The organism is Kitasatospora cathayae (assembly GCF_027627435.1).
GTDB classification, from domain to species: Bacteria; Actinomycetota; Actinomycetes; order Streptomycetales; family Streptomycetaceae; genus Kitasatospora; species Kitasatospora cathayae.
This window is the reverse complement of sequence record NZ_CP115450.1, coordinates 6,372,669-6,394,624: the sequence shown is the minus strand read 5'-3', so window position 1 is coordinate 6,394,624 and position 21,956 is coordinate 6,372,669. Positions and strand designations below refer to the sequence as shown.

General features: G+C 71.5%; 28 protein-coding genes and 2 pseudogenes. 19 read left to right on the top strand and 11 right to left on the bottom strand.

What is annotated here, in order from left to right; all coding sequences use genetic code 11:
* Position 1 precedes the first annotated feature (1 nt).
* Positions 2 to 1,747 (top strand): malto-oligosyltrehalose trehalohydrolase, encoded by a 1,746-nt coding sequence (gene treZ / locus O1G21_RS28680; protein ID WP_270147722.1) that lies wholly within the window; start codon positions 2 to 4, stop codon positions 1,745 to 1,747.
* A 25-nt stretch (positions 1,748 to 1,772) separates the two neighbouring features.
* Here the strand turns inward: treZ and O1G21_RS28675 are convergent, their stop codons facing one another.
* Both O1G21_RS28675 and O1G21_RS28670 read right to left on the bottom strand, forming a co-directional pair.
* Positions 1,773 to 2,666 carry a transketolase family protein gene (locus O1G21_RS28675; RefSeq protein ID WP_270147721.1) on the bottom strand — a complete coding sequence of 298 codons (894 nt, stop codon included), beginning with the start codon at positions 2,664 to 2,666 and terminating at the stop codon, positions 1,773 to 1,775.
* Between the two features lie 38 nt (positions 2,667 to 2,704).
* Positions 2,705 to 3,412: a thiamine pyrophosphate-dependent enzyme gene (locus O1G21_RS28670; protein ID WP_270147720.1), complete on the bottom strand. Its 708-nt coding sequence runs from the start codon at positions 3,410 to 3,412 to the stop codon at positions 2,705 to 2,707.
* Between the two features lie 56 nt (positions 3,413 to 3,468).
* Between O1G21_RS28670 and soxR the strand changes: the two genes are divergently transcribed.
* Positions 3,469 to 4,011 (top strand): redox-sensitive transcriptional activator SoxR, encoded by a 543-nt coding sequence (soxR, locus tag O1G21_RS28665; RefSeq protein WP_270147718.1) that lies wholly within the window; start codon positions 3,469 to 3,471, stop codon positions 4,009 to 4,011.
* Between the two features lie 46 nt (positions 4,012 to 4,057).
* On the opposite strand, the gene O1G21_RS28660 is transcribed toward soxR, so the two are convergent.
* The 3 genes from O1G21_RS28660 to O1G21_RS28650 all read right to left on the bottom strand — a co-directional run bounded on the left by O1G21_RS28660 (position 4,058) and on the right by O1G21_RS28650 (position 5,913).
* The gene (locus tag O1G21_RS28660; RefSeq protein WP_270147717.1) at positions 4,058 to 4,579 is read right to left on the bottom strand and encodes a GNAT family N-acetyltransferase; all 522 of its coding nucleotides are present in this window, start codon (positions 4,577 to 4,579) and stop codon (positions 4,058 to 4,060) included.
* A gap of 22 nt (positions 4,580 to 4,601) precedes the next feature.
* Positions 4,602 to 5,144 carry a GNAT family N-acetyltransferase gene (locus tag O1G21_RS28655; RefSeq protein WP_270147715.1) on the bottom strand — a complete coding sequence of 181 codons (543 nt, stop codon included), beginning with the start codon at positions 5,142 to 5,144 and terminating at the stop codon, positions 4,602 to 4,604.
* Positions 5,145 to 5,319: 175 nt separating this feature from the next.
* Positions 5,320 to 5,913 (bottom strand): TetR/AcrR family transcriptional regulator, encoded by a 594-nt coding sequence (locus tag O1G21_RS28650; RefSeq protein WP_270147713.1) that lies wholly within the window; start codon positions 5,911 to 5,913, stop codon positions 5,320 to 5,322.
* A gap of 61 nt (positions 5,914 to 5,974) precedes the next feature.
* On the opposite strand from O1G21_RS28650, the gene O1G21_RS28645 reads away from it, so the two are divergent.
* The 4 genes and pseudogenes from O1G21_RS28645 to zapE all read left to right on the top strand — a co-directional run.
* Positions 5,975 to 6,457 carry an SRPBCC family protein gene (locus tag O1G21_RS28645; RefSeq protein WP_270147710.1) on the top strand — a complete coding sequence of 161 codons (483 nt, stop codon included), beginning with the start codon at positions 5,975 to 5,977 and terminating at the stop codon, positions 6,455 to 6,457.
* Positions 6,458 to 6,493: 36 nt separating this feature from the next.
* On the top strand, positions 6,494 to 7,129 hold the full coding sequence (locus tag O1G21_RS28640; protein WP_270147707.1) for a hypothetical protein: 636 nt from the start codon (positions 6,494 to 6,496) through the stop codon (positions 7,127 to 7,129).
* 98 nt (positions 7,130 to 7,227) lie between these two features.
* Positions 7,228 to 7,653, top strand: coding sequence for an SRPBCC family protein (locus tag O1G21_RS28635; protein WP_270147705.1), 426 nt, complete (start codon positions 7,228 to 7,230; stop codon positions 7,651 to 7,653).
* A 277-nt stretch (positions 7,654 to 7,930) separates the two neighbouring features.
* Positions 7,931 to 8,218 (top strand): annotated as a pseudogene (gene zapE / locus O1G21_RS28630) (AFG1/ZapE family ATPase); the annotation flags it as partial.
* A gap of 36 nt (positions 8,219 to 8,254) precedes the next feature.
* Here the strand turns inward: zapE and O1G21_RS28625 are convergent.
* The 4 genes and pseudogenes from O1G21_RS28625 to O1G21_RS41455 all read right to left on the bottom strand — a co-directional run.
* Positions 8,255 to 8,701, bottom strand: a complete 447-nt coding sequence (locus O1G21_RS28625) for a hypothetical protein (RefSeq protein ID WP_270147701.1) — start codon at positions 8,699 to 8,701, stop codon at positions 8,255 to 8,257.
* 52 nt (positions 8,702 to 8,753) lie between these two features.
* Complete coding sequence (locus O1G21_RS28620; RefSeq protein WP_270147699.1) at positions 8,754 to 8,930, bottom strand: hypothetical protein; 177 nt, start codon at positions 8,928 to 8,930, stop codon at positions 8,754 to 8,756.
* Positions 8,927 to 9,166, bottom strand: a complete 240-nt coding sequence (locus O1G21_RS28615) for a hypothetical protein (RefSeq protein ID WP_270151509.1) — start codon at positions 9,164 to 9,166, stop codon at positions 8,927 to 8,929. The genes O1G21_RS28620 and O1G21_RS28615 overlap by 4 nt, the downstream gene beginning before the upstream one ends.
* Positions 9,167 to 9,278: 112 nt before the next feature.
* A pseudogene (locus O1G21_RS41455) lies at positions 9,279 to 9,599 on the bottom strand (ATP-binding protein); the annotation flags it as partial.
* A 248-nt stretch (positions 9,600 to 9,847) separates the two neighbouring features.
* On the opposite strand from O1G21_RS41455, the gene O1G21_RS28605 reads away from it, so the two are divergent.
* The 10 genes from O1G21_RS28605 (at position 9,848) to O1G21_RS41850 (ending at position 17,497) form a co-directional block, all read left to right on the top strand.
* Positions 9,848 to 10,708, top strand: a complete 861-nt coding sequence (locus O1G21_RS28605) for a helix-turn-helix domain-containing protein (protein WP_270147697.1) — start codon at positions 9,848 to 9,850, stop codon at positions 10,706 to 10,708.
* Positions 10,698 to 10,901, top strand: coding sequence for a DUF397 domain-containing protein (locus tag O1G21_RS28600; RefSeq protein WP_270147696.1), 204 nt, complete (start codon positions 10,698 to 10,700; stop codon positions 10,899 to 10,901). Before O1G21_RS28605 ends, O1G21_RS28600 begins: the two co-directional genes overlap by 11 nt.
* A 186-nt stretch (positions 10,902 to 11,087) precedes the next feature.
* Positions 11,088 to 11,315: a hypothetical protein gene (locus O1G21_RS28595; RefSeq protein ID WP_270147695.1), complete on the top strand. Its 228-nt coding sequence runs from the start codon at positions 11,088 to 11,090 to the stop codon at positions 11,313 to 11,315.
* Positions 11,296 to 11,811: a DUF6879 family protein gene (locus O1G21_RS28590; RefSeq protein ID WP_333493503.1), complete on the top strand. Its 516-nt coding sequence runs from the start codon at positions 11,296 to 11,298 to the stop codon at positions 11,809 to 11,811. Before O1G21_RS28595 ends, O1G21_RS28590 begins: the two co-directional genes overlap by 20 nt.
* A 3-nt stretch (positions 11,812 to 11,814) precedes the next feature.
* A complete protein-coding gene (locus O1G21_RS28585; RefSeq protein ID WP_270147694.1) occupies positions 11,815 to 12,660 on the top strand; it encodes a DUF5753 domain-containing protein in 846 nt (281 codons plus the stop codon).
* A gap of 143 nt (positions 12,661 to 12,803) precedes the next feature.
* Positions 12,804 to 13,019, top strand: coding sequence for a putative ATP-grasp-modified RiPP (tgmA, locus tag O1G21_RS28580; protein ID WP_270147693.1), 216 nt, complete (start codon positions 12,804 to 12,806; stop codon positions 13,017 to 13,019).
* Positions 13,020 to 13,032: 13 nt separating this feature from the next.
* Entirely contained in the window at positions 13,033 to 13,974 is a 942-nt protein-coding gene (tgmB, locus tag O1G21_RS28575) for an ATP-grasp ribosomal peptide maturase (protein WP_270151318.1), read from the top strand.
* Positions 13,967 to 15,160, top strand: coding sequence for an rRNA adenine N-6-methyltransferase family protein (locus O1G21_RS28570; protein WP_270147692.1), 1,194 nt, complete (start codon positions 13,967 to 13,969; stop codon positions 15,158 to 15,160). The genes tgmB and O1G21_RS28570 overlap by 8 nt, the downstream gene beginning before the upstream one ends.
* A gap of 100 nt (positions 15,161 to 15,260) precedes the next feature.
* Positions 15,261 to 16,085 (top strand): protein kinase family protein, encoded by an 825-nt coding sequence (locus O1G21_RS28565; RefSeq protein ID WP_270147690.1) that lies wholly within the window; start codon positions 15,261 to 15,263, stop codon positions 16,083 to 16,085.
* A complete protein-coding gene (locus O1G21_RS41850) occupies positions 16,082 to 17,497 on the top strand; it encodes a GNAT family N-acetyltransferase (protein WP_405000728.1) in 1,416 nt (471 codons plus the stop codon). The genes O1G21_RS28565 and O1G21_RS41850 overlap by 4 nt, the downstream gene beginning before the upstream one ends.
* A gap of 52 nt (positions 17,498 to 17,549) precedes the next feature.
* On the opposite strand, the gene O1G21_RS28550 is transcribed toward O1G21_RS41850, so the two are convergent.
* Entirely contained in the window at positions 17,550 to 18,326 is a 777-nt protein-coding gene (locus tag O1G21_RS28550; RefSeq protein WP_270147688.1) for an SDR family oxidoreductase, read from the bottom strand.
* Positions 18,327 to 18,500: 174 nt separating this feature from the next.
* Between O1G21_RS28550 and O1G21_RS28545 the strand changes: the two genes are divergently transcribed.
* Together O1G21_RS28545 and O1G21_RS28540 are read left to right on the top strand one after the other, a co-directional pair.
* Complete coding sequence (locus O1G21_RS28545; RefSeq protein ID WP_270147687.1) at positions 18,501 to 19,361, top strand: helix-turn-helix transcriptional regulator; 861 nt, start codon at positions 18,501 to 18,503, stop codon at positions 19,359 to 19,361.
* Between the two features lie 32 nt (positions 19,362 to 19,393).
* A complete protein-coding gene (locus O1G21_RS28540; RefSeq protein WP_405000727.1) occupies positions 19,394 to 19,591 on the top strand; it encodes a DUF6879 family protein in 198 nt (65 codons plus the stop codon).
* On the opposite strand, the gene O1G21_RS28535 is transcribed toward O1G21_RS28540, so the two are convergent.
* A complete protein-coding gene (locus O1G21_RS28535) occupies positions 19,579 to 20,838 on the bottom strand; it encodes an MFS transporter (RefSeq protein ID WP_270147686.1) in 1,260 nt (419 codons plus the stop codon). The two genes, O1G21_RS28540 and O1G21_RS28535, sit on opposite strands and share 13 nt — an antisense overlap.
* Before the next feature lie 61 nt (positions 20,839 to 20,899).
* On the opposite strand from O1G21_RS28535, the gene O1G21_RS28530 reads away from it, so the two are divergent.
* Positions 20,900 to 21,925, top strand: coding sequence for an ArsR/SmtB family transcription factor (locus O1G21_RS28530; protein WP_270147684.1), 1,026 nt, complete (start codon positions 20,900 to 20,902; stop codon positions 21,923 to 21,925).
* Positions 21,926 to 21,956 lie beyond the last annotated feature (31 nt).

The following is a 21,956-nucleotide window of genomic DNA, read 5'->3' as shown; positions in this document are numbered from 1 at the left end:
GATGTCGCGCTACGAGGTGTGGGCGCCGTACGCGGCCCACCGGGTCGAGGTCGAAGTGGGCGGCGGGGCCCACGCGTTGGCCCGCTGCGCCGAGCGGGACGGCTGGTGGGCCGGCGAGGCCCCCGAGGGCGACTACGCCTTCCGGCTCGACGGCGGTCCGCCGCTGCCCGACCCGCGCTCGCCCCGGCAGCCGCACGGCCCGGACGGCCCCAGCCGGGCGGTGGACCACACCGCCTTCCGCTGGTCGCAGACCGGCTGGCGCGGGCGCGCGCTGCCCGGCGCGGTGCTGTACGAGCTGCACGTCGGCACCTTCACCGCGCGCGGCACCTTCGACGCGGCAGCCGAACGGCTGGACCACCTGGTCGAGTTGGGCGTGGACTTCGTCGAGCTGATGCCGGTCTGCCCGTTCCCCGGCCGGCACGGCTGGGGCTACGACGGGGTCTCGCCGTGGGCCGTGCACGAGCCCTACGGCGGGCCGGAGGGGCTCAAGCGCTTCGTGGACGCCGCGCACCGCAAGGGCCTCGGGGTGGTGCTCGACGTGGTGCACAACCACCTCGGCCCGTCCGGCAACTACCTTCCGCTGTACGGACCGTACTTCACCGACCGGCACCACACCCCGTGGGGCTCGGCGGTCAACCTGGACGCGCCGGGCTCGGACGAGGTGCGCGCCTACCTGATCGGCAGCGCGCTGGCCTGGCTGCGCGACTACCGGATCGACGGCCTGCGGCTGGACGCGGTGCACGCCCTGGTGGACCACCGGGCCGTCCACTTCCTGGAGGAACTCGTCGGCGAGGTCGAGAGGTTGGCGGTCTCCGTCAACCGGCCGCTGTTCCTGGTCGCCGAGTCCGACCTCAACACCCCGCGCACCACCGCCGCCCGCGAGGCCGGCGGCCAGGGCCTCACCGCGCAGTGGAGCGACGACTTCCACCACGCCCTGCACTGCGCGCTGACCGGCGAATCCCAGGGCTACTACGGCGACTTCGCGCGCGAGCCGCTCGCCGCCCTGGCCAAGACGCTGCGGCGCGGGTTCTTCCACGACGGCACCTGGTCCTCCTTCCGGGAGCGCCGCCACGGGCGGCCGTTCACCTCGGACGCGGGCCACCGGCTGCTCGGCTACCTGCAGACCCACGACCAGGTCGGCAACCGGGCGCTCGGCGACCGGATCTCCACCTCGCTGTCCGCCGGCCGGCTGGCCTGCGGGGCCGCGCTGGTGCTCACCTCGCCGTTCACCCCGATGCTGTTCATGGGCGAGGAGTGGGGCGCCGCCACCCCCTGGCAGTACTTCACCGACCACACCGACCCGGCCCTCGCGGAGGCCGTCCGGCAGGGCCGGCGGCGGGAGTTCGCCGAGCACGGCTGGGCCGCCGAGGCCGTCCCGGACCCGCAGGAGCCGGCCACCGTACTGCGGTCGGTGCTCGACTGGACCGAGCCCCGGCGCGCCCCGCACGCCGAACTCCTGGATTGGTACCGGAGGTTGATCGCGCTGCGGCGCGAACGGCCGGAGCTCGCCGACCCGGACCTCGGCGCGGTGCGGGTCGCCTTCGACGAGGCGGCGGGCTGGCTGGTGGTGCACCGGGGGCCGTACCGGGTGGCGGTCAACCTCGGCCCGGCCGAGGCGGCGCTGCCGCTGGCGGCCGCCGGGCGGGAGGCGGCCGGGCGGGAGGTGGTGGCGGCCTTCGGGGCGGCCGCGCTGGAGGGTGCGGCGGTGCGGCTGGCGACGGACTCGGTGGCGATCGTCCGCGTTTGAAGGCTCACCGGAGGCACGCGAGGGCTCACCGCAGGAAGGCGGCGATCCGCTCCTTGAGCGAGGAGGCGTCCAGGCCGTAGGCGGCCAGGTGCTCGGCGATCGAGCCGTAGTGCCGGTGCTCCTCGCGCGGCACGCCCAGGGCCAGCACCCGGTGCGGGCGGTCGGCCAGCGCCGCGTGCGCCTCGTTCGCCGAGGTGCCCGCCAGGTACGGCTCCACCAGCACCACGTCCGCCCGCCCGCCCAGCGCGGTGCGCAGCCCGGCGGCGTCGAAGGGGCGCACCGTCGCCGCGTACAGCACGGTGACGTTCAGGCCCTCGGTGGCCGCCAGCACCGCGTCCAGCATCGGGCCGACGGCCAGCACCACGCCGCGCGTGCCGGTGCGCACGGTGGCGAAGCGGCCGGGCCCGACCGCGACCGGTGCGGCGTTCTGGTGCGCGGAGAGCCGGACGTAGACGTTGCGGTCGCCGTCCGCGTAGGCGTGGCGCAGCAGTTGCTCGGCCTCGTCCGGGTGGCCGGGGACGTGCACCGTCCAGTCCGGGAGGGTGTCCAGCAGGGCGACGTCGCCCGGGGACATGTGGGTGCGGCCGCCGGCCGGCCAGTCGTAGGAGCCGGCCGCGCTCACCAGCACGGCGCCGACGCCCTGGTGGACCAGGTCCAGCTTGACCTGCTCGAAGGGCCGCTCGATCAGGAAGCTGGCGAAGGTGTGGGCGATCGGGCGCATGCCGCTGAGCGCCAGTCCGCCGGCCGCGCCGATCAGCAGCTGTTCGCGGATGCCGACGTTGACCACCCGGTCGGGGTGGCGCTGCTGGGCCGGTTCGAAGGCGGCGGCGGTGATGTCGGCGAGCACCACGGCCAGCCGGGGGTCCTCGTCCAGCAGGCGGGAGGTGACGTCGACGAAGCGGTCGCGCATGGTGTCCATCTGTGAAGTGCCTTTCGTGTAGGTACTTGCTGATGTGCTCAGGAGTTCTTCGGCTCGACCCTGGCGACCACGACGTGCGGGCGGCCCGGGTGTTCGGCGGTGAAGGCGCGGTGCAGCGCCTCGTGGTCGCGGCCGTCCACCGTGGCGGTGGACCAGCCCTCGGCGGCGAACCGCTGGGCGATGCCGCCCTGCCAGCCGTGGGTGGCCGAGGAGTTGTCGATCACCACCGCGTGCAGCCGGTCCAGCCCGTACGCGCCGGCGAAGGCCACCGCCTCGTGGTTGGAGCCCTCGTCGAACTCGGCGTCGCCGAGCAGCACCCACACCGCCGGATCGGTCAGCCCCTGCGCCCGCAGGCCGAGCGCCGTACCGACGGCCAGCGGCAGGCCGTGGCCGAGCGAGCCGGAGGCGATCTCCACGCCGGGGATCAGCGTCCGGTCCGGGTGGTGGCCGAGCGGCGAGTCGTAGCCGCCGAAGCTCGGCAGCACGGCGGGGTCGATGAAGCCCTTGGCGGCCAGTACGGCGTAGTAGGCCATCGGGCCGTGGCCCTTGGAGAGCAGGAAGCGGTCGCGGTCCTGGGCGTCGGCGGTGGCCGGGGTGACCCGCAGCACCCGGTCGTACAGCACCCAAAGGGCGTCCAGGGTGGAGGTGGCGGCGGGGCCGTGCTTCTCGTCGCCGGTCATCAGGGCCATCAACGGCTGGAGGTCCGCGAAGCCTGCCGGGGCCGCCGTCTCTGTGTTCGTCGTCATGCGCCGATCGTGCAACTTAAAGCGAGCTTGAGGTCAAGCGGCTACAGTGAGTGCCCATGACCGCGACACCCGACGGCGGCCGCACCACCGGCCCGCGCACCACCACCCCGCGCACCGGCGACCTGCTCACGATCGGCCAGCTTGCCGCCCGCAGTGGACTGGCCGCCTCCGCGCTGCGCTACTACGAGAGCCTCGGCCTGATCCACGCCACCCGCACCACCGGCGGGCAGCGCCGCTACCTGCGCGGCACGCTGCGCCGGATCGCCTTCGTCCGGGCCGCCCAGCGGGTCGGCCTCTCCCTCGACGAGGCCCGCGTCGCCCTCGACCGGCTGCCCGAGCGCCCCGCCCCCAGCGGCACCGAGTGGGACGCCGTCGCCACCTCCTGGCAGAGCCGGATCGACGAGCAGATCGCCGAACTGGAACGGCTCAAGGCCAAGCTCACCGGCTGCATCGGCTGCGGCTGCCTCTCGCTCACCCGCTGCGCCCTCTACAACGCCGACGACCGGGCCGCCCAGGCCGGGCCCGGCGCCCGCTACCTGCTCACCCGCGACCCGGCCACCGGCCCGGAGCCGGTCCCGCCGACAGCCGCTGAGCGCTGACGGGATCGATCGACTCCGGGCCCGCCGTGACCGGCGACCGTCTCCGTCAGGACCTGGGGTCGGTGCGCAGCACGCTGTAGAGCACCCCGTCGCGCCACTGCCCGGCACGGAAGGTCACCGCACGCCGAACACCCTCACGGGTGAAGCCGGCCTTCTCCAGGGCCCGCTGCTCCGCGATGTTGTCGACCTCGGTGTCCGCCTCCACCCGCACCACCGGCGTGTGCGCGAACAGGTAGTCCACCAGCAGGCGTTGGGCCTCGGTGCCGATCCCCCGTCCGCGCACCCGCGGCATCAGCTGGATGCCGATGTTCCAGTACTGCGCCGTCGGCAGCGCCCCCTTCCGCCGGGCGGCGACGAAGCCGCAGAACTCGCCGTCGGCGACGACCGCGAAGATCCACTGATCGTCCCCGAGCAGCCCGTGCTCCGCCCACCGGCGCCGGAACCGCTCCGGGTCCCGCCAGCCGAACCACTGGAACTCGCCGGTCTCTTCGGGATCGTTGACCAGCCGGCTGAAGGCGGGGAGGTCGGCCTCGGCTATCGGACGCAGGGAGATCTTCGCTTGGTTCATGAAGGCGCCAACGCGCGGCCCGTCACGAGGGTTCCGACACCGGGGTGGGCCGCGGATCGGTGCGCAGCAGGCCGTAGAGCAGCACGTCGCGCCATTCGCCGTCCCGGAAGGTCTGCGCCCGCTGCACGCCTTCGCGGGTGAATCCGGTCTTCTCCAGCACGCGTTGTTCGGCGAGGTTTCCGGTCTCGGTCTCCGCCTCCAGCCGCATCACCGGCGAATGCGCGAACAGGTAGTCGACGAAAAGCCGGTGCGCCTTGGTTCCGATGCCCCGGCCCCTTGCCCCGGGCAGGAGTTGGGCGCCCAGGCTCCAGTGCCAGGACGCCGGGGTCGCGTTCTCCCGCATGGCGGCGGCGTAGCCGCAGAACTCGCCGTCGGCGGTGATCGCGAGGGTCCACTGCTCGTCGGTGAGCAGCCCGTTCTCGGCCCAGACGCGGCGGATCCGGTCGGGCTGGCGCCAGCCGAACCACAGGTGTTCGCCCATGGCGTCGGGGTCGTTGAGGAGCGTGAGGAACTGCGGGAGGTCGGCTTCGGCGATCGGGCGCAGGGAGATCTTCTCTTGGTTCATGCCTGTCCGAACGCCGGTCGACACGGCGACGGTTCCTCAATTCGCCGAAAACTTCCGGAATTTGCCCGGGGCCACGCCCGGCAGCCATTTACTGCGCCAATTCCGGGCGGAATTCGGGGAAGTTCACTGCGCCAACCACCCGGGATTCGGCTTCCCGGGCCGGTGATCGGGGATCCTACGACCCGCCTCCGCGCAGCAGGTCGATCGCGCCGCGCTCGGCCAGCTCCTCCGCGTGTCCGGGCAGCGGGGTGCCCGCGTGCAGGTGGCGTCGGACCACGGCGAGCGGGAGGCCGACGACGGCGAGGCTGACCCGGTCCAGGTCCAGCGGCGTCTCGGCGCCGAGCCGTTCGGCGAGCCCGGTCACCGCCTGTCGCACCCGGCGCGCGGCCTGCCGTTCGCGCCGCAGCTGCGCCGCGGGCCACTCGGCCCGGCCGAAGGCCTCCACGCCGTGCAGCAGGACGACGGCCCGCTCGCGGTGGGCCCGGCTCCACGCGACGACCTGCCGGGCCGCCGCCCCGGCTGCCAGGTGCGGTTCGGCGTGCTCGGCGAAGACCGGCAGGCAGGCGTCGTGGAACTCCCCCAGCGTGCGCAGCCACAACTCGGCCAGCAGCGCCGATCGTTGGGGGAACCGGTGGTAGACGGACCCGTTCGGCGCGCCGCTCTCGCGGGCCACGGCGGACATGGTGACGGCGGCCGGTCCCCCGGCGGCGGCGAGCCGGACGGCGGCGTCGAGGAGGGTGGCTTCGTCATGGCGGGGTGGTCTGGACATGTAGTGGAGGGTACTCTCCAATTCAATTGGAGAGACCCATCCAAAACCAGGGGGACCCGTCATGCCCGTGCTCAACATCCACGAACGCACCATCCCGGCACCGGAGTCGACGGTCGCCGCCCTCCTCGACGGCCTCTCCGGCCCCGACGACCGACTCTGGCCAGGGATCGCCTGGCCCCCGCTGCGCCTGGACGGCCCACTCGCGGTCGGCGCCACCGGCGGCCACGGACCGGTCCGCTACCGCGTCGTCGGCTACCAGCCGGGCCGGTGGGTGCGCTTCCGCTTCAGCGCGCCGCGCGGGTTCGACGGCTTCCACGAGTTCACCGTCCAGCCCTCGGCGGGTGGTTCGGTGCTGCGCCACACCATCGCCATGCGGCTGCGCGGCCCGGGCCGGCTCAGCTGGCCGCTGGCCTTCCGCTGGTTGCACGACGCCCTGCTCGAGGAAGCCCTCGACCGGGCCGTCCGCGCCTGCGGCGCCACGGTCACCGCCCCCGCCCGGCGAAGCCCCTACGTCCGCCTCCTGCGTCGCCTGGTCCATCGCTGACCGGGGCTGTCACCGGGCCGCGCTACCGTACCTGGCATGGTGCAGATGCCCGACCCCATCGCCGCCGTCCGACGCCTGTTCCCTCCGGAGCCCGGCGAGATCCACCGCTACGCCGGGGACCTGGTCGTACCGGAGGAGTCCGGCGACACGCTCTGGGTCGACGTCCCGTACGGCGAGGGCGAGGGGCAGGTCATCGAGGAGCCGGTCGCCAGCCGGTTCCCGGTGGTGGTCACCTTGACCCCGTCCGAGCAGGGCCTGCCGGCGAGCGCGGCCACGGTGCTGTTCCGCGACCTCCCGGAGCGCTTCCACCCGGGCGGCGCCTCGGCCGGCCTGCTGCCGGGCATCGGAATGATGTATCTGACCTGGGGCGACCCCAGCGAGCAGGCGGCGGAGCCGATGCTCCTCACCGCCCTGCCGGAACTGCGGCGCAGGGGCGCGTCGCGGGAGGACAACCTCGGCTGGTACCGGCCTCAGTTCGAGGAGCTCATCGCCAGGACGCCCGTCGTCGACGACGAACCGGCCTACCGCGAGGGCTGGTTCGAGCACGTGACGGACCCGGCGACGGGCGCCAACGCCATCGGCTTCCTCACCGGGGAGCGCAGCGCGGGATCCGTCCGCTTCACCGACGACGAGGGGCGGATCCTCGCGGCCGGGGTGGTCCTGGACGGGTAAATCGCCTGACCGGCTCGCCCCCTGGTGTGTCGATCTGACGCGAAGTGAGAATGGGGCTTCGACCCAGCGGACGAAAGGCGGCAACAACCATGGCGGTCTTGACGGTCAGCACAGTGGTGGAGGCCCCGGCCGAGCGGGTGTGGGAGCTGGTCGGCAACTTCCACGCCCTTGGCGACTGGCACCCCCACCTGCCGACGAGCCGGCTCGGCAACGGGCCGGCGGGCAACGCGATCGGCTCGGTCCGGGTCTTCGAACTGCCCGACGGCGTCGTGCTGCACGAGACGCTGCTCGCCTACGACGACGAGGCCCGCAGCTACACGTACAGCTTCCCGGACGGCACCTTCCACTTCGACGGCTACCGGGCCACCCTGCGGGTCACACCGGTGACCGAACTGGGCGCCAGCTTCGTGGAGTGGAGCGTCCGGTACGACATCGAGGCCGAGCACCGCAAGGACTCCACCGAGCGCGTGCACGGCGTCTTCACCTCCGGCCTGGCCGGCCTGCGCGAGCGCTTCGCAGGCTGAGCGGGTTGGTGAGCCGAGCGGGTCCGGCGGGTGCTCCCCCCGCCGGACCCGCTCGGCGTCCCCATCGGCGGGCACCTGAGGAGAGGTCGACTTCGGGCAGCAGCCCCGGCCGGGCGGCGCCCACGGGTTCGCCCTCGGCGCCCGCCTCCACCCCGGCGACGAAACCTCGGCCGGCCTCACCCCGCCCCGGCCATCGGAACCTGGTGCGGTCGTCGCCCGCCACCGCGAGCTGCCGGCCCGGGCGGTCCGCGACGACCACGTGTGATTCGGCTTCCAGGAGTTGTGCGAGGGCCGCACCTCCGGCGCCGACTACCTGGCGGTCGCCGACCGCTTCCCCACCATCGTCCTGGACGACGTCCCGCCGCTCACCGACGCCTCCACCGACGGCCGCCGGCGCTTCGCCAACCTGGTCGACGTCTGCTGCGACCGCGACATCCGCCTGGTCCTCATCGGCGCCGACCCCCTCGCCGGCCTCCCCACCGGCTCGACCCTGATGCGCGACCTCGACCGCACCGCCAGCCGCCTCGCCCTCCTCCGCCGGCCGGCCCAGGAGGCCGCCCGCTGAGCGACGGGCAGAAGCGGGGAGATCCGGCGAGTGGGGTCAGCTCCTCCCGGCCAGCAGGATCCATCCGGCCATCGAGGCCGCTGCGGCCGACCATGCGAGGACGACCGCCACCCGGCCACGGTCCGTTCCACGGGCCCGCTGGAAGGCCGCGATCAGCGCGGTGATCGCGGCGACCGGCGTGAGGAGGTAGGTGAGGTACGAGGCCCAGCCACCCAGGGACAGGACCGTCAGGAGGGCGAGGACCAACAACGGCAGCCACACCCCGGCGACCGTGAAGCCCGCCGCCGCGCAGGCGACCCGGAAGCGGTCCTGGCGACGGTAGAAGACCGGCACGGCGCAGACGGCGGCGGTCAGCAGGCCGACCACGCAGAGGAAGAGCAGCAGACTGACCCCGTAGGTCGCCGCGACGAGCACCAGCGGCACCACGAACACCGCGCACGCCACCCCGGCCAACCACCGCGCACTCGCGGGAACCACGGCCATCCCCATCCCTCCTTTGAACGCGTTCAAACCTAGCATGCGGCGGCGGGCGCGATCAGGTGGATTCGGCGTCGCGGATCGCGGCGAGCACGCGCCGGCGGACGGCGGCGGAGGCGTCGGGCAGCCGACGGGCCAACTCGGCTTCGAGGCGCCGCCGTTCGGCACGGAGGAGACGGGCGACGGGCGCGCGGGAGCAGTGCTGGAACCACCAGTCCCGGACATGGTCGATCACGCGGGGTCCCCCTCAGGGGTGTTCGCCCAGCTGATGCGCAACTCGCAGTCCCCGAAGGGGAGGACGAGGAACGGGTTCGCGGCGAGGTGACGGATGACGTCGCGCTCGGCGCAGGGGCCGGTGAGGGCGTGCTCCAGGAAGTGGTGCTGCCACCTGGACATCGGGCGGAAGCAGATCGAGTTCCAGATGGACTCGAGGGCGTCGGGCGTGAGGGTGCGGACCGACGTGGGCCTCAACCCGGGGATTTCGACGCGGATTTCGTGATCGGCCCTCACGCGGCCACCTCGCCTCAGACGATCTTGCCCACCGGCCGGCGCGCGGGCAGCAGCCCCAGCGCCTGGTGAGCGAGTCGACGAGGTGGAGGCCCCGCCCGGTCTCGCCGTCGGGGCTGGGCGAGGAGAGGGCGGGGAGGCGGTCGCCCCGGGCGTCGCGGACTTCGATGCGGAGGCGGGCGGGGTCGACGTCGAGGGCGAAGTAGATGAGGTGGCCCATTGGGGTGCCGTGCAGGACGGCGTTGGTGACGAACTCGGTGGTGACCACGAGCCCGGAGTCGAGGAAACGCTCGCCGCCCGGAACGGAGGAGAGAAGGACGGAGAGGCGCTGGCGCGCGATGGCCGGCGAGCGGCGGCTGCGCGGGAGCCAGATGGTGGAGGAAGAGGTTCGAGACATGGCGAAGTCACCTTCCAGGGAGAGGGGTTGAAGCCATGCGACGGCCGAGCAGAGGCAAAGGAATGCCCGGCGGTAGACCCATCGTGATCACTCAGGCGACCCGAAGGACTACTCCCTGTAGAGTGCTCCGCGATGGCCTCATTGCGCAAGCGCACATCCACGCAATTGCGCGGCATCGCAAGAGTCTTGTGATCACCGAGGGAGGTGGCAGACTGTGACCCGACGTCAACCAAGAGGGAGCGACGAGCGTGGACAGTCCAACCGTGCTGCGCCGTAGGCTCGGCTCCGAGCTGCGACGATTGCGCGATCGGGCCGGGCTTCAGGCCAAGGCCGTTGCGGACGAGCTCGGGTTCAGTGCGACCAAGGTGTCGCGGATCGAGTCAGGTCAGACAACCCTGAAGGAATCCGACGTTCGCGCGATGCTCGAACTGTACGGCGTCAGCGACGCAGCCGAACTGCGCCAGTTCATCTCCCTGACGCGTCGCAGCACGCAACGCGGCTGGTGGCACGACTACGGCGACACCCTGCCGGACTGGTTCCAGACCTACGTGGGCCTTGAGGCCGACGCCGCGCGGATTCGGGGCTACGAAGTCGAGTTGGTGCCCGGACTGTTTCAGACGGCCGACTATGCCCGAGCCATGTTCGGTGTCTCACCTGCGAATCTGCGCCCGGAGGAGATCGAGCGCCGCGTCAGGCTGCGCATTCAGCGGCAGGAGGTGTTTCACCGGCAGGATCCGCCTGACGTGAGGGTCATCCTGAGCGAATCAGCTTTTCGCAGGCCAGTCGGTGGACCCGCAGTCATGCACAGCCAGGTGGAGCACCTCATAGCACTCTCGGAGAAGCCCTGCGTCACGATCCAGGTCCTTCCGTTCAACTATGGTCCTCATCCCTCCATGAGCACGGCGTTTAACATCCTCTCCTTCGCTGATGTGCCGGGCGACATCGTCTACGTCGAGGCATTGACGAGCAGCCTCTACTTGGAGAGGGACGACGACATCGCCCATCACGAGCGGGTCTTCGAGCAGCTGACGACCGCCGCGATCAGCCCGGACGACTCCAGGACATGGATGCAGGAGCTAGCAATCAAGGGATACGGACATGACTACTGAACTGGCCTGGCTGAAGAGCAGCTACAGTGGCAGCGAAGGCGGAAACTGCATCGAAGTCGCCAGCGGCCTTCCGGGCTCCGTTCCCGTCCGCGACAGCAAAGACCCCCACGGCCCGGCCCTCCGCTTCACCCCCGAGGCCTGGCAGTCGTTCGTCGCCGGCATCCGCTCAGGCGACTTCCCCACCCACCGCTGACGCACTCCCCACCGGGCGGCCCCGCGCACCACGCGGGGCCGCCCGCGTGCTCCGAGCCTGGCCAGTGGAAGGCATAGCCGAGGCGTAGCCCTGTGCGAGCAAGTTTGGGCAAGTTCATAGTTCGAGTCGCCGTCCATGCGGAACGATCACTCAAGGCGTTCGACTCCGGCCGCTAGGAGGCCCACCATGGCACTGCACAAGCTCGGTCAAGACCCCGACAGTCCCGAAGGCAAGTCCCCGACCGTCTACTTCGACGACGTGACGGGCAACTACATCCTCCAGGGCTGGAAGGTGCTCGACCCGGCACGTCTCGCACACATGGACATCCCCGAGCACGAGACCGTGATCGAATTCCCCAGGCGCATGATGCAGTTCTTCCCGGAGGTGAACGGTGGTGGCGGAGCCCACGCTTGAGGACCTGCTGCGGAGCTCCACCCGCTCGGCACTCCATCTGGAGATGCGCGACGGATACATGCGCGACGACCCGTTGTTCCTCCGCTGGCTCAGCGGGCGACGCGACGATCCGGAGGACCGTTCGTCATGGTGGAGCCCTTGGTTGCAGCTGGTCGAGGAAACCACCACTCGCGGAGTCGAGGTACGACGAGCTCGCGTCATCTCCGAACCGGCAAGCGAGTACATCCGGTTCGAGCACGAGATCACGTTCCGAAACATCGCGTCCGGCGAGCAGGTCAGATGGCTCCCCCGCCGGCAGGCGTCGGATCTGGCGCTCCCCGGCAACGACTTCTGGCTCATCGACGGGCAGCACCTCCTGGTCCACCACTTCAGCGGCGAGGGCGACTTCGTGGAACACGAAGTCAGCGCTGACCCTGAGACCGTGAGTCTCTGCGCCTCGGCGTTCGAGGCCGTCTGGGCCCGCGCAGTACCCCACGAGGACTTCCGGCTGACCTGAACCGTGTCCGCGTCATCCAGCGTCCAGCAGGCCAAGCAGGCTCTAGGCCAGCGTCTGCGCGATATCCGGCGAGATTCCGGACTCAACGCGCGGGCGCTGGCCGCAGCTGCTGGGTGGCACGAATCCAAGTGCTCCAAGATCCAGAGCGGTCGCGTGATGCCATCGGAAGCCGACATAAGGATCTGGACTGCCATCTGCGGCGTTCCCGAACAGGCAGCGGACCTCATCGCGACTGCCCGCAACATCGAGGGCATGTACATCGAATGGCGCCGCCTCGAACGGTCAGGCCTCAAACTGGCACAGGAATCCGTGCGCCCCCTCTTCGAACGAACACGCCGATTCCGCATGTACCAGTCGTGGGTCATCCCCGGCCTACTCCAAACACCGGCATATACGCGCGCCGTGCTCAACACGATCGTGTCGCTGCGCAGCACTCCCGACGACGTCGATGACGCCGTCGCAGTTCGGATGGAGCGGCAGAAGGTGCTGCACACCGGAAATCATCGCTTCGCCATCCTGGTTGAGGAGTGGGTACTTCGAACGGTCATCGGCACCCCAGACATCCTCGTCGGGCAACTCGGCCATCTGATAACTGTCAGTACACTGCCGTCCGTCAGCCTCAGGGTCATCCCGCTGGTCTCAATCAGAGGCTCGGGATGGCCGGTTGAGTCCTTCACGATGTACGACGACGCGCAGGTGAACGTCGAACTCGTCTCCGCCCACCTCACCATCACCCAGCCCGCCGAGATCGCCGAGTACAGCCAGGCGTTCTCCGAACTTGCGAGCATCGCGGTCTACGGGCCCGAAGCGAGATCACTCATCACCAGCGCCGTCAACGCGCTTGGGTGAATTCGAGCAAGCTCGAGCAAGTTGGTCGACCACGTTCGTCTCTGCTCCCTACCGTCACTGAGCGAGAGGCCGCAAAAAACGTCGTCCGCGACTACTCCAGCGCGGGCAACACCATCGAATTTCGAGCACGGGAGGAGACCACCATGACCGCCACGTCCATCGAGCGGCAGCCGTTCGCCATGCGCTACGCCGCGCGGCAGACCAGCGAGCCCGCCGACGCCACCGGCGTCACGTACGACCAGGAGTTGCAGATCGCCGTCACCTCCGACGGCAACCCCTGGGCGCACACCGCCCGCGGCGAGACCAGCAGCAACACCAACTCCGACAGCAGGAACGACGAAGGCACCGACTTCTACTAGGAGAGCCAAGGTGATGGAGCCTGACGGCGAGTCGGTACTGGTTCTCACGAGCCGGCTCGACTCGACTGCGGATCTGGTTGTGGAACACCTGAACAGTCGGGGCGTCCCCGTGTTCCGGTGCGACACCGCCGAGTTCCCTACCGAACTCAGCCTGATCGCGACACTGGAGGACCGGTGGGCCGGTGTGCTCGACAACGGGCACCGCACTCTGGACCTGTCCCGTGTCCGGTCGGTGTACTTCCGCAGGCCCGAAGAGTTCCGGCTGCCTGACGGCATGTCCGAGGCCGGGCGGCGGTTCGCCGCCGCCCAGTCCCGGGCCGGCTTCGTCGGCGTCGCCGTGTCTCTTCCCTGCCTGTGGATCAACCATCCCGCGCGGGACCTGGATGCCAACCACAAGCCCTGGCAACTCGCCGTCGCCCGACGTCTGGGACTGAATCCACCACGCAGCATCATCACCAACGACCCCGAGGCTGCCCGGAAGTTCGCCTCCGACCTCGACGCTCCGGTCATCACCAAGAGCCTCGGCGCGCCCGTGGACACGGTCGTCATCGACCCCGCAGACCTGGACGACTCCGTACGCCTATGCGCCCACCTCTTCCAGGAGTGGATCGACAAGGCCCACGAGGTCCGCCTGACCGTGGTCGGCGACCGCTTCTTCCCCGTCGAGATCCACGCCGGATCGGAGGCTGCCCGGATCGACTGGCGCACCGACTACAACAGCCTCACGTACCGGCCGACGACCGTCCCCGGCCCCGTGCGCGAGCGCGTGTCCACGTTCATGCGCGAGTTCGGACTCGTCTTCGGGGCCTTCGACTTCGTCGTCACGCCGGCCGGGGATTGGCGTTTCCTCGAGGTGAACCCCAACGGCCAGTGGTCATGGATCGAGCACAGAACCGGCGTACCCATCTCGCGCGCCATTGCGGATCTTCTGGAAAAGGGCAACACAGATGAGTGACACCCTGAACAGGACCGAGGAGACGGCGCGCGCACTGCGCGTCGCATTGGCGGACAAGCTGCAGCGCGACGGCTCACTGCGCACCCCGCAGTGGCGCGACGCGGTGCTGGCCGTGCCCCGCCACGCCCTCCTGCCGAGCTTCTACACCACCGCGGACGGAGCGGACGGCATCACCCGATATACCGCCGTCAGCCGGGACACCGACGCACAGAGGTGGCTGCGGCTCGCCTACGAGAACACCACGTGGGTCACCCAGCTCGACCACGGCACCACCAAGCCGACCGGCGAGCCCTGCACCGGGACCCCCACCAGCTCCTCGACGCTACCCGGCGTCGTCGTACGAATGCTCGAAGAGCTCGACGTCCAGGACCAGATGAAGGTCCTCGAAGTCGGAACCGGTACCGGCTACTCCACCGCGCTGCTGTGCGCCCGCCTCGGCGACCGGTACGTGACCAGCGTCGAGCACGACGCCGCACTTTCCGCCGCAGACGGCGAACGGCTCGCTTCCGTCGGCTACCGGCCCCGCCTGGTCGTCGGCGACGGCGCCGAGGGCAGCCCGGACGGCGGCCCGTACGGCCGGATCATCGCCACGTACTCGCCCAGCCGTGTCCCGTCCGCATGGCTGGCCCAGGCGCTCCCCGGCGCGGTCATCCTGGTGTCGCTGGTCGGCAGCCTCGACGCCTACGGCTACGTGAAACTGCACGTCAGCGACGGCGAAGCGCAGGGCCGCTTCCTCAACTCCGACGTCTCGTTCATGCCCTCCCGCGAGACTCTGCGGCCCGCGATCGGGCCCCTCATGCGCGCCGCCGTCCAGGCCCGCGACAAGGCCACCGGCCTCGACCCGGCCATCCACCCCGACCTCCTGGACGACCCGGCGTTCCTGTGGAGCGCCCAACTCGCCATGCCGGGCACGACCCGGCTGCGCCTGGCAGCCGACCGCGTCGCAGGCCAGTGGTTCCTCCATCCCGACGGTTCATGGGCCGTACTGGAGAGCTGGAACGACGGCACCACACGCGCCTTCCAAGGCGGCCCACGCGCCCTCTGGACGGAGCTCGAGGCTTCCGCCTCGACGTGGTTGTCCAACGGACGCCCCGGGCTGGAGCGTTACGGACTCACGGTGACCCCGGAGGCGAACACGGTCTGGCTGGACGACCCCGGCAACCCGATCGGCGTTCTCCGAGAGTGATCACCGTCGGTCCGGCCCCGAAACACGAGAAGTCGGACGCGCAACGGGAGCAGGCCGCATCACACGGCCTGCTCCCGTGCGACTGGAAGGCGGTACAAGCATGGGCGACATCACTCCCTGCCCCGACGAAGCGGTGAAGGCCGCCGAGGCCATCTGCGGTCCGGTCGCCCTCGCGGAGATCACCGACCGGCGCGGCTCTGCCGTCTGGAAGGCGACCGGGGCTGCGGCCACGGTCGCGATCAAGGCCGGATACGGCGAGGGCGCGGAGCTCACGGCGCGGGAAAGCGCCGTTCTGGACCAACTTCCCGGCTACACCGTCACCAGCGGCCGGCACTGGTACGTCACCCCCTGGCTCACCGGCCCCTCGACCTGGGACCTCTTCGAACCGATCCGGAACGGCGGCGGTGCGTACGAGAGAGCCCTCTGCGGAGCCGTCGATCTCTGCCAGGCCGTCGCCAGATTGCATGCGTCCGGGTGGGTACACGGCGATCTCCAACCCGCTCACTGCATCCACACCGACCACGGCGCGCGGCTGCTCGACCTGTCCTGGGCCTGGTCGCCGGACTTCCCCCCGTCTCCGGTCTTCCAGGGCGGCATCACCCACCTGGTAGCCCCGGAACTGGCTGCCCTGGTCGAGTCCGGTGTGCGCCCGGTGCGGACGACCGTCGAATCCGACGCCTACGCCCTCGCGGGCACACTCTGGACGTGTGCCACAGGCCGGTGGCCGCTCGACTACGACGCCGGCGGAATCGGCCCGGATGCCGGCCCCTCCGCCCGCCGTGCCGCCATCGCCACCGGCATGCTTCCGCTCCGCTCCGACGAGCCCTGGCCGACCTTTCAAGCCGTGCTTCAGCCGGTCCTTCGCGCACCCGCCCACAGTAGGCCCACGGCCGCCGAACTCGCCTCGGCACTGGGCCGGTTGTGAACCTCCGGGAGCTCACGGCGAACGACGCCCACGCCGTTCGCCGAATCTACAGCGGCAGCTCCGTGCGCCACCTCGGGCGCGCCGCGATGGAACACACCGAGGCACATCAGTACGTCGAACAAGCCGTCTGCTGGGCCCAAGAGCATCCACGCGTCCACTACATCCTCGGCATCGACGTGGAGGGCGACCTCGTCGGCGTCGTCAAGCTCAACGCCACGGCGGGCCCCGCCAAACTGAGCTACATCCTGCGCGAAGACACCTGGGGCCGTGGGTACGCCACCGCAGCCGTCGTCGGCGTACTTGCCGTCGCGTTCGACAGGCTGCACCTGGATTCCGTCGTCGCCAAGCACCGCACGGCCAACCCCGCCTCCGGCCGGGTGCTGGCCAAGGCCGGGTTCGCTCGCATCGACGAAACCGAAGGATCCGCGTACTACGCCGCCGTGAGCTGCCCGTTCCGATGCCTTCGCCCGATCGCCCCAACTACCGTTCTCCCCATGGCCCACACACCGACCGAGATCACTGCCGACCTGGTCCGCCGCCTCCTCCTCGAGCAGCACCCCGACCTCGCCGACCTCCCCCTCCGTCTCGGGGCGCGCGGCTGGGACAACCAGATGTGGCGGCTCGGCGACGACCTCGCCGTCCGGCTGCCCTGGGCGACCGACTCGGCAAGTGCCCTGCTGCGCAAGGAACACGCCTGGTTGCCGGCTCTCCCGCCAGGCCTCTCCCTCCCGATCCCGGTCCCGCAGCGCCTCGGCGAGCCCTCCGAACGATTCCCCCACCCCTGGCTGGTCACCACCTGGGTCCCGGGCACTCCCGCCGACCGCGCCCCGGTCACCCGCGCCGCGACTGCGGCCCGCGCCCTGGCCGCCTTCCTCACCGCCCTCCACCAACCCGCCCCCGCCGAAGCCCCCGCCGGGCGCGACGCACGCGGCGGCCCGCTGGCCCCGCACGCCGACCAGTTCATCCGGGGCCTTTCCGAGGCCACCGACATGGGGCTGATCCCCGACCCGGACGCCGTCCGCGCCGTCTGGGACGACGCTGTCACCGCACCGCCGTGGACCGGCCCGGCCCTCTGGATCCACGGCGACCTCCACCCCGCCAACGTCCTCACCACCGACGGCACCCTCTGCGGCGTGATCGACTTCGGCGAACTCTGCGCGGGTGACCCGGCCTGCGACCTCGCCGCCCCCTGGAACCTGCTCCCGGACGGCGGCGCCGACCTCTTCCACCAGGCCTACGAGCCGGCCGTCGACCCCGCCACCCTGCGCCGCGCCTGCGGCTGGGCCGTCATCCGCGCCCTCGGCGGCATCCTCATCGGCGAGGCGGGCCGCCACAACCGCCCTGGCGGCAAGGCAACTTGGGGACCACCCGCCCACGCCGCCCTGCGTCGCCTCGTCGCCACCGCACCTTGAACAACGCACGGGTGGCCCCGCGCGTCGCGCCGGGCCACCCGTACCGAACCGCTCAACTGGCCTGGCCGGTCGGCATGATGGTGACCTGCTGGAGGTTCACCCGCGGCGGCAGGGTGGCGATGACGCCGACCATCTGCGCGACGTCCTCCGCCGTGAGCCACTCCATGGTCTCCCGCGCGCCCTCCAGCCAGTCCCGGGCCTCCTGGTCGGTCACGTGGCTCTGCAGCTCGGTGGCGACGATCCCCGGCTCGACCGCCGAGACGCGCACCTTCTTCGGGCCCAGCTCGGTCCGCAGGTGACGCGACAGGTGGGAGACGTACGCCTTGGTCCCGGAGTAGACCGCGAAGGTCGGGAAGATGTTCTGCGCCGCGATCGACGAGGTGTTGATCAGATCCGCCACCCCACGCTCCTCGGCGGCCTTCACCAGCTGCGGAGTGAAGGCACCGATCGCGTGCATCAGGCCGGTGACGTTCAGGTCGATCTGCTGCTTCCACTGCTCCGTCGCGCGCTCCTCGATCGGAGAGGGAAGCATGACGCCGGCGTTGTTCAGCAGCAGGTCGGCACCGCCGAGCTCGGCCTCCACCCGGTCGGCGGCGGCCTGCACGGCGGCCGGGTCGGTCACGTCGACGGCGATCGCCAGCGCGCTGCCGCCGTTCTTCTCGATCCGTTCGACCAGCTCCGCCAGCCGGTCGGCCCGCCGCGCCAGGACGACGACGCGGGCACCCAGAGCCGCCAGCCTCTCGGCGGACGCCTCCCCGATGCCACTGGACGCACCGGTGACGACGGCGACGCGACCGGTGAGGGGCAGGGACGTGGTGTTCGTGGACATGCTTGCCCTCCAAGGGAGTTACAGAACCTTCCGACCGATCTCCGTCGGCCGCAGATCCAGTACAACCCCCGAACCAGCCCCCCGGACCGCCATAACTGGCCCTGCCCAGACAGGTACCACCAGGGCCACCCAAGGACCCACCACACCACCATCGCCGCACCGACAATGGGAGGCATGGACCGCACCAAGGAGATCGCCGGCTTCCTGCGCTCACGCCGCGCTCGCGTCACCCCCGAAGAGGCGGGGCTGCCCGCCGACGGGCGCATCCGCCGCGTACCCGGCCTGCGCAGGGACGAGGTGGCCCGCCTGGCCGGCGTCAGTACGGAGTACTACACGCGGCTGGAGCAGGGCCGCGCCCTCAACCCCTCCCCCGAGGTCGTCGACGCGATCACCCGCGCCCTGCGCCTGGACGACACCGAACGCGAACACCTCACCGACCTCCTGCACGCCAGCGCCCAACCCCCACACCGCACACCCGCCCGGGCCCAGCGAGTCCGCCCCGGCCTGCACCTGATGCTCGAAACCCTCAGCCACGTACCGGCTGTCATCCTCGGCCGGCGCACCGACGTGCTGGCCTCCAACCGGCTCGCCCGCGAGGTCCTCACCGACTTCGACGCCCTGCCCGCGCCCCGCCGCAACCTGGCCCGCTACTACCTCCTCGACCCCCGGGCCCGCGAGCGCGTGGGCGACTGGGCGCGGATCGCCGCGGAAACCGTGGCCGTCCTCCGACTGGAGGCGGGCCGCTACCCCCACGACCGGCAGCTCGCCGACCTGGTCGGCGAACTCACCCTCCAGTCCCCCGAGTTCACCGGCTGGTGGAACGACCACCGGGTGCTGCGCCGCACCCACGGCGCCAAGCACTACCACCACCCGCTCGTCGGAGACCTGCACTTCTCCTACGAGTCCTTCCAGGCGCCCGGCGACGCCGAGCAGACCCTGTGCGTCTACAACGTCGAACCGGGTTCCCCGACCGCCCAGGCCCTCCAGGTCCTCGCCAGCTGGACGGCACCCGAGACCACGGCACCCACCGGCTGATTCAGCCGCGTGTCCGCTGGCTGCCCCGGCGGTTGACCTCCGACCTCGCCCTTCCCGGCAACGACCTCTGGCTGATCGACGACCGCCTGGTCCTCTTCCACTGGTTCACCGGCGACGGCGACTGGGCCGGGCACGAGTACTGCGAGGACCCCGCGGTGGCGAAAACCGTCTCCGCCGCCTTCGAAGCCGTCTGGGAACGGGCCGTGCCTCATGCGCTCTACACCGTGTGATCCTCCAGAGCAGTCATCCGCCGGACCGGCGACAGCGCGATCGGTATCCACACGCACGCCAGGCAGGCGGCCGAGGCACCCAGCGCCCACCGGGTGCCGACGGCCGCGGCCAGCAGGCCGGCCGACGCCGCGCCGAGCGCGACGGCGCCCGTGAAGAGCACCCGCATGGTGCCGTTGACCCGGGCCAACAGGCCGACCGGGGTGACCTGCTGGCGGAACGTCATCATCAGCACCGAGTCGAAGCCGACCTTGAGCATCACCAGCGCCCAGCCGGCGGCCGCCACCGGCCCGGGCACGGGCCGGCCGAGCAGCGGGATGGCGACGGCCGCCGGGGCGACCAGGCCCCCGACGAGCAACGCCGCCCGTCCCGCACCGAGCCCCTCGGCCAGCCGGACGGCCGCCAGCGCACCGACCAGGCCGCCGACCCCACCGGCACCGAGGAACGCCCCCAACTCTCCCTCTCTCCACCCGAGTTCGTTCAGCGCAAGCACCGGAAGCAAGGTCGCCACCCCGGCGGTCCCGATGTTGACCATGGAACCCGCGATGGTGACCGTGCGCAGCACCGGGTGCCGGGCGACGAACGCGACCCCCTCGCCGATCTCGCGCAGCAGATGCCGTCGCACCGCCCCACCGGCCGGCCGCTCGCGGATGCCGAGCGTGGACAACCACCCCGCCGACCAGAGGTACCCCGCCGCCATCACCAGCAGCACCGTCGGCGCGCCGATCAGTCCGGCCGCCCACCCCGCCAGCGGCGGGCCGGCGATGAGTGCGGTCTGGGTGACGGTGGCCAGCCGGGCGTTGGTCCGGGCGAGCAGGGCGCCCGGCGCCAGGTCCTTGACGAGGCTCTGGGTCGCCAGATCGAAGAACACCGTCGCCGCGCCCTGCACCACCACGACGGCCAGCAGCTGGAGCATGGTCAGCCGCCCGAACCAGGCGGCGACGGGCACGGTGAGCAGCGCGGCCGCCCGCACCAGGTCGGCGCCGATCATGACGGGACGGCGGCGCACCCGGTCCAGCCACGCGCCCACCGGCAGTCCGAAGAGCACGAAGGGCAGGGACAGCCCGGTCTTCAGCAGCGACGTCCCCGACGCCCCCGCGTGCAGCACGGTGACGGCCGTCAGCGGCACGGCCACCTGGCCGATCTGCGCGCCCCACAACGCGACTCCGGACGCCGCGAGGTAGCGGGTGCGGTCCCGTGGAGGAGCTGCTTCTGCCGGCAGTGCCGGCGTGATCGTCTGCGTCGTCATGCCGGGCAGCCTCGGGGAGTTCGAAGGGCCGCTCAACGGATTCGCGCTAGGGTGAATCCTCGTGCCGTTCACGCTCATCCTGTCCCTGGGCACCGCCGACCTGAGCCAGTTGCGCTGGGCGATCTCTCCGGCCTGGGAACTGCTGGCCTCCATCAGGACGCTGACCCGCCCGGCGAGCCACCCGATCCACCTGCCGTGGCTGTCCGAGCACCGCCACGACCCGCTGCTCACCGCGCCCGGCCCGGCCGCCGCGCGCGCCCTCACCGCCGGCCCGAAGGGTCATCTCCCCGGGTTCCTCGCGCCGACCCCGCTCTCGCCCCTGACCGCCCTCGACGACGAACTCGACGAGGTGCGCCGCACCCCGGCCGAGGTCGTCCGCCGCGATCTGGCCGAGGTGTTCGGCGAGGAACGGCCGCCCGCCCTGGCATCGGTGCTGCGCGCACCCCTGCGGGAGCTGGACCGGATCGTCACCGACCTGCACCACTACTGGCAGCGCACCCTGGCCCCCGCCTGGCCGAGGCTCCGGGCCCTGCTCGAATCCGACATCCACTACCGGGCCCGTTCCCTGACCGAGCGCGGCCCGGCGGCGATGTTCGCCGGAATCCACCCCGACCTGGCCTTCGACCAGTCCACCGGCACCCTGCGGATCGCCAACCGGCGAACACTCCTTGCCGATCCGCGCCGCTCACTGGACGGGCGGGGCCTGGTCCTGGTCCCGTCGGCCTTCGCCTGGCCGAAGCTCTACGTCAAGACGGCGGCGCCGTGGGTCCCGGTGCTCCGCTACCCCGTCCGCGGGATCGGCACGCTCTGGGAATCCCGTACCGAGGGGGGATCCCGCGCCGAGGGGGGCTCCCGCGCCGAGGCCGCCGACCTGGCCCCGGCCCTGGGCGCCACCCGGGCGCTGCTCCTCGGCCTGCTGGAGATCCCGGCCGGCACCCTGGAGCTCGCCCACCGGACGGGCCTGGCCCCCGGCGGGGTGTCCGCGCAGCTGCACAAGCTCGCCCGGGCCGGTCTGGTCACACCGCACCGCACCGGACGGGTGGTGCTCTACGCCCGCACCGCCAGGGGCCAGGCCCTGTACGACTGAGCCGGGGGCGGTCCGCGGACCACCCCCGGCT